This is a genomic window from bacterium, assembly GCA_020444065.1.
In the GTDB taxonomy this organism is placed as follows: domain Bacteria; phylum Sumerlaeota; class Sumerlaeia; order SLMS01; family JAHLLQ01; genus JAHLLQ01.
In genome coordinates this window covers 562979-574383 of record JAHLLQ010000002.1, presented here as the reverse complement: position 1 = coordinate 574383, position 11405 = coordinate 562979, and the positions used below count along the sequence as shown (strand labels likewise).

8 protein-coding genes are annotated in these 11405 nt (G+C 59.0%); 5 read left to right on the top strand and 3 right to left on the bottom strand.

Annotated features, from left to right (window positions below; genetic code table 11):
- Nucleotides 1-11: 11 nt before the first annotated feature.
- On the bottom strand, nucleotides 12-1022 hold the full coding sequence (locus KQI84_06760; protein MCB2154570.1) for a hypothetical protein: 1011 nt from the start codon (nucleotides 1020-1022) through the stop codon (nucleotides 12-14).
- 283 nt (nucleotides 1023-1305) lie between these two features.
- Between KQI84_06760 and KQI84_06755 the strand changes: the two genes are divergently transcribed.
- The 5 genes from KQI84_06755 (at nucleotide 1306) to KQI84_06735 (ending at nucleotide 8430) form a co-directional block, all read left to right on the top strand.
- Nucleotides 1306-2577, top strand: coding sequence for a glutamate-5-semialdehyde dehydrogenase (locus tag KQI84_06755; protein ID MCB2154569.1), 1272 nt, complete (start codon nucleotides 1306-1308; stop codon nucleotides 2575-2577).
- 146 nt (nucleotides 2578-2723) lie between these two features.
- Nucleotides 2724-3500: a hypothetical protein gene (locus KQI84_06750; GenBank protein MCB2154568.1), complete on the top strand. Its 777-nt coding sequence runs from the start codon at nucleotides 2724-2726 to the stop codon at nucleotides 3498-3500.
- 211 nt (nucleotides 3501-3711) lie between these two features.
- Nucleotides 3712-4806 carry a hypothetical protein gene (locus tag KQI84_06745; GenBank protein ID MCB2154567.1) on the top strand — a complete coding sequence of 365 codons (1095 nt, stop codon included), beginning with the start codon at nucleotides 3712-3714 and terminating at the stop codon, nucleotides 4804-4806.
- Between the two features lie 434 nt (nucleotides 4807-5240).
- A complete protein-coding gene (locus KQI84_06740) occupies nucleotides 5241-6017 on the top strand; it encodes a hypothetical protein (protein ID MCB2154566.1) in 777 nt (258 codons plus the stop codon).
- A 25-nt stretch (nucleotides 6018-6042) separates the two neighbouring features.
- Nucleotides 6043-8430, top strand: a complete 2388-nt coding sequence (locus tag KQI84_06735; GenBank protein ID MCB2154565.1) for a PepSY domain-containing protein — start codon at nucleotides 6043-6045, stop codon at nucleotides 8428-8430.
- A 59-nt stretch (nucleotides 8431-8489) separates the two neighbouring features.
- Here the strand turns inward: KQI84_06735 and KQI84_06730 are convergent, their stop codons facing one another.
- Nucleotides 8490-9038: a TPM domain-containing protein gene (locus tag KQI84_06730; GenBank protein MCB2154564.1), complete on the bottom strand. Its 549-nt coding sequence runs from the start codon at nucleotides 9036-9038 to the stop codon at nucleotides 8490-8492.
- Between the two features lie 88 nt (nucleotides 9039-9126).
- Nucleotides 9127-11286 carry a thioredoxin domain-containing protein gene (locus tag KQI84_06725; GenBank protein MCB2154563.1) on the bottom strand — a complete coding sequence of 720 codons (2160 nt, stop codon included), beginning with the start codon at nucleotides 11284-11286 and terminating at the stop codon, nucleotides 9127-9129.
- Nucleotides 11287-11405 lie beyond the last annotated feature (119 nt).

The window sequence follows — 11405 nt, the reverse complement described above, 5'->3', positions numbered from 1 at the left end:
CCAGGAAAGCGCTAGTTCAAGCTTGGCCCCAATTTCTTCTCTTCCTTGGGTTTGCCTGCCGGGATGGCCTCGGGATCCTCCTGAACAGGTTCCGTCTGTGCGCCCGCTCCAATGCTTGGGACTTGGTATCTTGGATTGATGTGTTGACGGTCCTTGTCTCCTGGATTAGCCGGCCCAACGTTCATGCCACCGCCGGTGCGAGTTCGCAGCTTAGCAGGGAGATCGTCGGTCCGAGGTACGGGATTCTCCGAGGGGAAATAGGTGTTCAGGAAGGACTTCAAGGCGTCCCAATACTGGTCCGCCCCTTCGGATTCCGGCCAGAGGGCCTGCGATCCGTGGGTTCCGCCAATGCCTTCGGGAATGAAGGTCTTGGACGGAGTCTCTTTGGGCAGGGCCTTGGAGAGCTTTGCCATCTCGCCCTTTTCCACCTGGCGGAATGCCATGAAGATGGGCTTGTCCATTTGAGCGGCATGATCGGCTACGTACGTTTCGCTCATTCCAAACCGATCGAAGTAGTCGCCGGGCGAGAAAGCCACGACGCCATCCACGAGACCTTCATCTTTGGTCTCTGTGGCAATAACCATGATCAATCCGGCAGAATAGGAACTCCCCCAGCCGATAAGCTTTCCGGTGGCGTAGTTGTCGCGGACAAACTGAAGAGCCCCGACCATGTCCGGGACGGCATCGATGTATTCAACACTCTTCCCAGTCTGTGAGGCCAGCACAGCAGTCTCGTTCATCAAGCCGTACACGCGCGAGCCGGACCGCTGGTCGACGGCCAGGCAGTTGTAGCCCATTTCGTTGAGCTTGGGGGCGATCGGAATATACTCACCCCGGCTCCAGCCCGCCCGGTGAAACAAGACGATGAATGGTGCATCATTTTGCCAGGGCATATACAGATCCCCGCGCACCTTCATTCCGTCAGTGGCGGTGAAATAGACCTTCTTCGGCTCCACCTCTGCTCCCCGGCCGAGGACAGGGATGATGAGGCAAATCAGGAGAATCGCAGCAAATCGTCTCATGTTTGGTAGAATGCATCCTTATATCTGTGGTTTGAGGGATCTGAAGCGACCCCAGACCGTCGGCTAGGCGACCCCATCCGGACTGCCGAGTCAAGCCGACACCCTATTGACCATGCGCCCTGGAGAATAGTTTGCCTTTGAGCAGATGACAAGCGGAGCCAATTCCCGGGAAGAGCGGATCGGTCCTGTCCTAAATCCATCTCCGCCCTTGCGTGGCGGCTGAGGGCAGGACAATCTTCCGGAAGCCCGAGGGCAAATGCAGAGAATTCAGGAAGGAACGACGATGACCGGACCGCAAGTATCGGTGACTGAGATGATCGAGAATCTGGGACAGCGCGCTCGCAAGGCATCCCGCGCCATGCTGGCCGCTCAGCCGGCAGCGAAGAACCGTGCGCTCGACCTGGCGGCCGAGGCGTTGGACCGCGAGCGCGCCCGCATTCAGTCGGAAAATGCCAAGGATCTCGCATCGGGACGGGAGCGGGGCCTAAGCGCGGCCATGATCGATCGCCTGACACTGACCGATGCGCGGATTGACGGCATGCGACAGGCCTTGGCCGAAATCGCCGCGCTCCCGGACCCGATTGGCGGCATTGAGAACATGAGCGTGCGGCCGAATGGTCTGCGGATCGGTCATGTGCGTGCTCCGGTCGGTGTGATTGGGATCATCTTCGAGTCGCGTCCGAATGTGACGGTCGACGCGGCCGCCCTTTGCCTGAAGTCCGGAAATGCGGTGATCCTGCGCGGCGGTAGCGAGGCCTTTCACAGCAACACGATTCTGGCGGAGCTGCTGAACGCTGCAGCGCGCGAGGCCGGGCTCCCGGACGGTGTTGTGCAACTGGTCCCCACGACGGATCGCGAAGCGGTCGGGGCGCTCCTGAAACTCGACAAGTACGTGGATCTGATCATCCCGCGAGGCGGAAAGAACCTGATCGAGCGGGTCACGGCCGAGTCGCGGATTCCCGTGATCAAGCACCTCGATGGCAATTGCTCAGTCTATATTGATGAGGGCGGCGATCATGAATCCGGCGTGCGGATCATCGTGAATTCCAAGGTTTCGCGCCCGGGTGTCTGTAACGCGGCGGAGACACTGCTGGTGCACCAGAAGGAAGCCGCAGAGTTCCTGCCGATAGCGGCAGAAGCCTTGCGCGAGAGGGGCGTTGAGCTGCGCGGCTGCGAGCGATCCCGCGCGATTGTCCCGGACATGAAGGAGGCCAACGAGGAGGACTGGTACGCAGAGTACCTCGATCTGATCCTGGCCGTACGCGTGGTGGATTCAATGGAGGATGCCATCGAGTTCATCAACCACTATGGCTCGCACCATACGGAATCGATCGTCACGAAGGATTACCAGCGAGCAAATGACTTCATGCGTCGCATCGATTCGGCGTGCGTCCACATCAACTGCTCGACGCGATTCAGCGATGGCGGCGAGTACGGTCTGGGCGCCGAAATCGGCATTTCGACGGACAAGCTCCACGCCCGCGGGCCGATGGGATTGAGAGAGCTGACGACGGCGAAGTGGATCGTGCTGGGCGAGGGGCAGGTGCGGGGATAGGTCGATCTCGCCTCCTTCTGTTAACGAGGCAGGAACTACATAGTGCTTGCAATTTGGCACAGCCCTGCGCACTTTCATTGTCACATTTCACACTGATGCGAAATGTCGCCACCGACAGAAGACATCAGCGGGACAGGAGTTTGATAATGGCAAAGAGAACCTGCTTCGTTATCATGCCGATTGGGGATCAGAAGTACGGCGACATCGCGGTAACGAAAGAAGAGCTTAGGCAGAAGTACGATGACCTGATAAAAGAAGCCATCCTCAAAGCCGATCCAGATCTGGATGTGAAACGAGCCGACGATGTCGCGATGCCAGGATGTATCGGGTCCGATATCGTAATGAGAATCTTGCACTCGGATCTAGTGGTCGCCGATGTCTCATACCCGAATCCCAATGTTTTCTACGAACTTGGGCTGAGGCATGCATGCAGAATCGGCACGATTATTGTCCGCGAGAAGTCTGCCCCTCAAATCCCATTCGATTTGGCCCACACCAGGTATATACAATACGAGAATACGAGCACTGGATTGAAGCAACTGGCAGAAGAGCTCGCTCAATACATGGACCATCTTGAGAGGAACCCTGATCAACCTGATAATCAACTCCTGGATCAAGCGAAATTCACTCAATACAAGTTTCCTGATCTGGGAATTCATGATGAGCAAGAGACCCCACCTGAAGTTGTGATCCTCGAGAAGCTGTTTCAGTCACCTGACTTTCTGGAGCTGTTTCTCAAGCAAGCATCGGGCGAGGATGTCTCTCAGCAGGACCTGATGAAAGCGATGATCGAGGACCCTGATACGTCTTCCATAATCATAAGGACCCTTGCGAAAACCGGGCAACTGTCGCTTGGCTCTTCGGAGGGCGAGAACAAGCCAGTCAGAAAGAAGGCTGTGCCGCGAAGAAGAAAGCGAAACTAGCCTTCGCCAGGAAGACGCCCAATTCTGCAACGTCGATCCAAGACTGCTCTGCCCTGCATGCGTTCCGAGCGAAGCATCGCCGGAAGAATGTAGCTCCCAAGAACTCGCACGATAAGAGCGATGCGCAGAAAGGTGCGTTCGCGCTTGCAATGGCTGGGGGGCCTGTGGGGTAATGACGGAGCGAGACTCTGACCCTTGTGGAGGCCATCGTTTGAAGCTCTCCCCCTGGCGCCTGGGCGCCGTCCTTTTGGCGCTGTTCGCCACCCAATCTGCAACGGCTGAATATATCTTCGTCGAGCAGTTCGACGCCAATGACGGCGGCTGGACGTTCGCCTCGGACGCGCAGTTCATTGCACCGCAACACCAGTACGACAGCGGCCAGTTGAAACTGGGCACGACGGACAATACAAACACGTTTGGATTCTGGTATTCGCCGGAGATTGCAATCAGTCCGGCATCGACGGAAAGCACGCTTCTGCATGCCGCTTTCCAGGTGCGCACGGACTTGACCGACCCATCGTTGGTGCCGGTCGTCCGAATGCGCCTGGCAACGGCTGACTCGCAGCAGAATGCTGTCATGTCCGCCACCTCGACGGGCGATTCGAGCTTCTCCCCCACCCAGAATGGCAAGTGGTACCGCCTGTACACGACGCTTCCCCCCGGAACGGAGGGCATTCGCCTGGCCTTCGACGTGTTGGGCTTCGATCCGATGGATGCGGCGACCAGTTGGGTAGGCCTGGACTCGGCGAATGTCGAGCGCCAGAGCACGGGGACGCTGTCGAACCGCCGGCTCGAGGCGACGTACGATTTCACCGCAAACCCGAGCAGTTGGGATTTCTATGTGTGGGACCAGTTCGACCCGCCGAAGTTCGCGGTGACGGAGCAAGGGCTGACCTTGTCCAGCTATCTGAATCCCGGCGATTCGTACGACGTGGTCTTCGGATTCTGGGGGACGACGACGCCGGTGACGTTGGAGGGCAATCGCCTCTATCGCGCAAACTACACGGTGTCGGCGGACGAGCCTTACGAGGAGCGCTATCTGCTGCCGACGATGCGAATGCGGCTGCATGACCAGACGTTCCGCGCCGCCTGGTATCTGAACGTTTCATCGATCAACAACAACTCGAACGTTCCATTCGGGGATATCAAGTACACGTACAGCACGTTCTTCTACGTGCCACCGGAACTGGCTGGTGGCTTCCTTCTAGCTACCTGGGATTACCTTCTGGCGGACGTGGAGCAAAACGACCCTACGATTCGCCTGACATTACACAACGTCGATATTGTTTCCTTCGAGGCCCAATGATTAGATCATTCGTTGTTACGACGCTTGCACTTCTTGTCCTGTCCGGCCCTGCATGGGCTCAGCATCGACACGTCATCGGCAGCGAGATTGCGCCGGATCCGAGCTTCCTGTCCGGAGAGAAAAAGTCGGAGTTCGCGTCGGATATCCTGCGCACGCAGGCGATGGATTCCCTGTCTTCGCCGACTGCCGAAACTATCTGGGTGCTGACCGTCTGGCTGGACACGATGCGCGAGTTGGAAGTGGCCCAGGAATGGACCGCCATCGACACAAGCAAGGACGTCGAGGGGATTCTCGCCCAACTGACGGCACTTGCAGACGAGAAGGTCGGAGAAGAGCGGATCCAGGCCCTGGCGCCGCCCCGGGCCCCGGACTTCGATACTCTGGCGGTCCAGCGGGGGCGAATTGTCGATCTACTTATGGCGGAGGAAACAAGGATGGAGCTGATCCGCACCAATCAGTTGCGGGGACAACTCGACAAGCTCCAGATGGCTTTGGCCGAGTGGGATCGGGTGAAGGAAGATCCGACCCTGTTGACAAGTGATGAGAAAAGGAGGGCCACTGCTGCCGCGAGACAAGGTCTGGTCGAATTGGATGTGCAGGAGAATCTGGCGCGATCAAACCTGGAGCAGTTGGAGTTCCGTGAAGAGCAGTGGAATAAGCGGTTGAAAAAGTCGGAGGATGAGCTGAGCCAGCTCACCTCGGCCACGATGGGAGGCTTGAATCCAGAAGCGGGCGAAGAATTGGTGAAGCTTCGTGAGAAAGCGGCCGAAATCCGCTCGGAGCGGGACCAGGCAGCGATCCAGATTGAGGAAGTGCGCGGAAAAATCCAGGAATTGGCAGCCCATCGAGCTGAATTGGAGAAAATGGCCTCAAATCCGGTCCGGGACCTCTCGCAGACGACCCCTGAAGCCGTTCAGGAATATGCTGCGGCGCAGCAGGAGAGGATTGGCCAGAGGATCGCGGATCTGGAGAAGATCTGGGAAAGCCTGGAACCTCCGGCGTTGAAGAAGCGCCAGGAAATTCAGGAGAATCTTGCCAGCTATCCGGCTGGAGGGCGTGAGCAGGCAGAGGAACTGGTGCCAACTGTTCAAATGATCCTCCGGCAGTTGAAGGATTGGCGCATGATGTCGCAGGTGCCGAATTCCAGGGGCAGTGACATTAACCTCTTGCGCCTCAACGCCGAACAGCAGAACATTCCTGTAAACCCGTGACATGTTAAAAAGGGGCTATCCGACCATGGGACGTCAGAAGCTGAGAATGATCAGTGGAGCGCTGCTTGCCTTCGCTCTGGCAGGTACGTCCTTCGCGGCCACCGAATGGGTCCGCGAATCTTACGATATTTCCGGTGGACGCCAACTGGTCCGCTCAACGGCCGTCGTCGACGGCTTGCGAGTGGTCAATCGACCATTGATTGAAGTCATCGACCAGAAGACCGGCAAGGCCACCGCCTCGATGGGGCTCGCAAGAGCCGAGGGGCTGACCCTGGAGAACCAGGTGCTGCTCACCGGCGACGAGGCCCTCTCACAGGCCATGGGCTTCCTGGTGATGAACCGGCCCGGCCTGAGCGTCGGTGGACCATTCACCGACATGGCGACAGAACCTGAAGCCGTCGCCTGGGAGACCAAGGACGGCCTTCGCGCCGTCTATGAAGTCACCGTGCCAACCGCCAAGCCAGAACCCGATGTCGTTCGCATGTTTGTGGACGCAGAAACAGGCGATGTGCTGTTCAGTGGTTCGATGCGGCGCTCGGACTGGTGGGCAAACCCCACTCCGACGCCTTCGCCGGTGCCGACTCCGGCGCCCGATTACAAGGCGAATGTCTTCCTGAACACGCACGATGGACTAGCTAATGGCCGGACGACCGAGGTGACCCTGAAGGGCAGCCGCAACAGTCTGCCGTTGTACGAGTCGTCCAGCGAGTGGGTCATTTCAAACGACGGAACCGGCTCGACCGGGGATTCGCCCAGTGGCGATCCGCTGGTGAGAGTCGACCAGGACTTCCGCTATCAGCCGATCGAGGGTCCTTCCTTCGATGTGCCGGAATTCGACGTGGTTCACATGCTTTATCACGTCGGGCAAGTGGCACAGTTCTGGAATACGAACTACGAACCCGCGGGATTCCCATATCCCACGACTGCCTATTCAAACGTCGCCTTCGAATCCCCGAACGCGTATGCGCTGGGGAATACGATGATGACATTCGGCGATTGGGGATATTACGATCTCCTCGTCGCTCCGGGCGTCACACAGACCGTGAAGGTCGGTGACTTCGCCAAGGATCCGGATGTCATCTATCATGAATACGCGCACCTCGTTTACGCGAACACGCTGCCGAACGAGTACCTCTATGAAGCGACCGAAGCCGGCTCGCGCAACGAGGGTAACTCGGACTTCTGGTCGGCTGTGGTTTCCGGCGATCCGACGATCGGCCTGCTTCGCAGCCCGGTCGAGAAGCACCTCTTCTATGATACAGGTTCGGCGCACGAAGCGGTTCGCGTTCTGACCGATCGTCTGGTTTATCCAACCACCCCGTACGACAGCACGTTCACTGAGAACCTCTGCCTTCAGGGCCCAATCATCCTGGGCACTGCGGGCAACGCCTATCTGGCCCGTCGCGGCCCCGAGCCGCATCACGGCGGCCGTGTCTGGGGCGCAATGCTCTGGAGCGCCTACCAGCAGCTCGGTCCACTGGCCGCGGACGACGTATTCGCCGGTCTTCAGGCGACGCTTCCGAATTCGCCGCTGGCCGGTTCAGTCAACGCGATTTACTCGGTTGCGCCTGCAGATCGCCGCGCAGCCTGGCTGGGCATCTTTGCCAAGCATGGCATGAGCGGACTGGGCATGATCGAAGAGAACGAGCAAGTTGCCACGATCCGCACGATCTCGATCTCCGTTGGTGGCGAACCGACGGGCGGCAGCTTCACGCTCGGCTTTGGCGATTCATTCACGAGCATTCCTTACAATGCCGATAACACGACCCTGGCCGGCGCGATTCAGGACATCACCGATGTGGATCGCTGCGATGTGGTCGTCACTGGCGCATCGCCCGCGTGGGTTGTTCAGGTCCTTCTTCCTGGAACCAGCCAGGCGTCAGTTCCGTTCACTGCGAATGGCGATGATCTGGAGCCCGAAGGAAATGCCACGGCAAATGAGTCGGGCGAGCCGATGGTTCCGGTCGTGATCTTCGACGAAGAAGTCAACATCGCTCTCTTCAACATTGACGAGAACACCGGCAACCTGACGACCGGTGGCCCGTTGCACTGGGTCAACGACGGCACGTCGCTGCAGTCTGAAGTCGTCCGTCCCGCCGAGCTGCTCTCGAACGAGCCGGTGACCCACTACTATCACTTCGGCATGAATCCCGGCGCCACGATGAGCCTTTCGGTGTCGCACCCGAGCACGAGCGCCGCGACGGTTCAGCGCGCCGTCGTCTGGACCTACGACCTCCAGGGCGACACGCTCAATGGCTTCGAAGGCGACATTCGCCCGTTCGCTCTGCTGACGCCCGATAGCGCCGGCAACCTGACAGGAACTGCGACATTGCCGTTCAACCCGTTCAGCGCCTACATCGTCGAGATCGACTTCGGCGGCGAAGGCGAGTACTACCTGAACGTCACCCAGTAAGATATCTCGAACAAACTCGAATCAAGCTCCCCCGCCCGACTTCGGGCGGGGGTTTTCTTTCAGGGCCGGGGGTGAATAATCACAAGTTGATTGGGCAGGCGATCGGAATGACCGTCCTTGTGAGGCAATTGTTTTGAGAGCGTCTTGGCAGCATCGAGAATTGCAGAGGCAAGTTGATCGGCCGACTGAGAAGAGTTGATCGCGCTGAGGACGTCATCCCTTGTATTGACGATGAAGTCCCCGCCCACGCTTTCCATCACGCCAACATCGCCGAGGATTCCATTGCTTGGTTCATCCGGGCGATTGAGCGTTCCAATGTTCCAATCGCGAATCCAGCGGTGTGAAACGTACTCGATGGTCTCGTCCTCGAAACCATAATCGGCGATGCTGGGAATCGTCACAACGACGATGGGCGTGTTGTACTTCTCGAGGGCTTGGTGCTGGACTTCCTCCACGCGTGCTTCTGTGTCAGCATCGAGAACATCAGCATAATCATAGACGGTCCCAACCTGAGGGCCCGGATCCGGAATCCGCCCTCCAAGCACTGGCACCGCGAGCAGTGCCAGCAGCAGAATCATGCAATAGTGGGAAAGACGTGCGATGTGCATGGACCCCTCGCGCAGGGAGCTTACTACCCCTACGATCAGAACCCGCGTTTATTCCGAATGCGAGAGCAAGTGTCCAGCCGTATGTCGCTCAGCGGGCTTCCTCGAGAGCGCGCTGCAATTCTTCGAGCGAGGTGATTGGCGCGCGGCAGGTGAAATCCTCGCAGATGTAGGCCGTTGCGGTGCCGCTTTGTGATGTTTGTTCTGCGATGAATGGCGCCAGTTCTCCGATCGGACCGGCTTCTCCTTCGGGGCGGTGCAGTAGGACGGCTCGAGGCAGGAACGCGCGCCGTACGATGTCGGCCATGGCTTGAACATCTTTCGCACCTTCATCGCCGGCGATGACGATCTCGCGCGTCGGACCGGCGGCGAAGTCGACTGCCATCAACATGAATGGGTGCGCGTGCGGAATGCGTTCGATCATCGCGGAGAAGGCCTTCATTGTGCGATCGGCGCGTTCCTCGTACTCGCTGCGCCCTGTCATGCGCGCCAGTCGAAGCAGATTGAATGCGGAAACGGAGTTCCCGGAAGGTGTTGCTCCATCGTAGACCTCCTTCGCGCGAACGAGGAGTCCCTCGGCGTCGTCCGCGGTCTGGAAGTAGCCACCGTTTTGATCGTCCCAGAAGTGGGCATTGAGGATCTCCTGCAGATCGAGCGCTTCGCGCAGGTATCGCACATCGAACGTGGCTTCGTAGAGATCGGTCAGGCCCCAAATCAGGAAAGCATAGTCTTCGAGATGCGCTGGCAGGCCCGCCTTCCCAAGTCGGCTGCGCTTGAGGAGGCGGCCCTCGTCTGCGCGAAGGTGGTCGAGTACGTAATCGGCCGCACGAGTAGCGGCGGCAGCGTACTTCGGCTCGCCGAACGCCATCGCTCCGCGAGCCAACGCGGCGATCATCAGGCCATTCCAGTCCGTCAGAATCTTGTCGTCTTTCAGCGGGTGGATGCGTTGCTCCCGGGCGGCGAAAAGCTTCGTGCGCATCTCATTGAGGCGCGCGTGGAGTTCCTCTTCCGTGATCGACAGTTCCGTGGCGAACTCGTGAATCGTCTTTGTCAAATGCGGAATACTGCTTCCCGTCGACGCGCCGGTGGCTTCGTCGTGGTAGTTGCCCTCAAGCGTGATGTTGAAGATGCGACAGAAGAGTCCACCATCTTCCTCACCCAACACGGCGTTCACTTCGTCCGGCGTCCAAACGTAGAACTTGCCCTCAACGCCTTCGCTATCGGCATCTTCTGCGGAGTAGAATGCGCCTTCGGGCGAGGTCATGTCGCGCAGAACATAGGTGAAGATCTCCTCGGCCGTGCGGCGGTATTCGGGCTTCTGTGTCGCCTGGAAGGCCTCGGTATACGCGATCGCGAGCAGTGCCTGATCGTAGAGCATCTTCTCGAAGTGCGGCACGAGCCACTGCTCGTCGGTCGAGTACCGGTGAAATCCAAAACCGATGTGGTCGAAAATCCCGCCCTGTCGCATGGCGTGGAGCGTCGCCTCCACCATTCCACGAGGGCGCTCCTTGCTGGTGCGGTTTGCGACGCGAAGCAGGAGTGACAGGTTGTGCGGAACGGGGAATTTCGGCGCCTGGCCAAAGCCGCCGTGGATCGGATCGAACTGGCTGCCGAACTGGGCGAGCGCCTGGTCGACGGAGGAAAGGTCGAGTGCTTCTCCGGGCGCGCCGCCCGTTGCCTCGGCAAGTGCCTCCGCGATTTGATCCGCCGAGTTGGTAACCTTCTTCTGCTCCTCGCGCCAGATTCGGCCGAGTTCCGGAGCCAGATCCATCAAACCGGGACGACCGAATCGGCCCCATTTCGGAATGTACGTTCCGGCGAAGAAGGGCTTTCGGTCGGGCGTCAAGATCACGGTCAGCGGCCAGCCACCCTGGCCGCCGAGAACCTGGGTCACGGCCGACATATAGACTCGATCGATGTCGGGGCGTTCCTCGCGATCGACCTTGATGGGGATGAAATTGCGATTCAGGATCTCGGCCACTTCCTCGTCCTCAAAGCACTCGTGCTCCATGACGTGGCACCAGTGGCAGGTGGCGTAGCCGATCGAAAGGAAGATTGGCTTATCTTCCTCGCGGGCGCGATCGAAAGCCTCTTCCCCCCAAGGATACCAATCAACAGGGTTGGCAGCGTGCTGGAGCAGGTAGGGGCTTTGCTCGAACACGAGGCGATTCCACTCGGGACCGCCATCGGGCGGAAGTTGCTCGATCTGGTCAGACGTTGGAATGGTGGGGCGAGTTGGGGTTGTGCTCATGACGGTCTATCTCCGGAGTATGGGCCGAAGAGGGGAGCAAGTCGCGTTCCTTGGCGGCGGTGGAGCGAATCGCCCTTGACCTGCGCGCGGAAAAAGCCCTTCACAGAGACCGCAGCGAT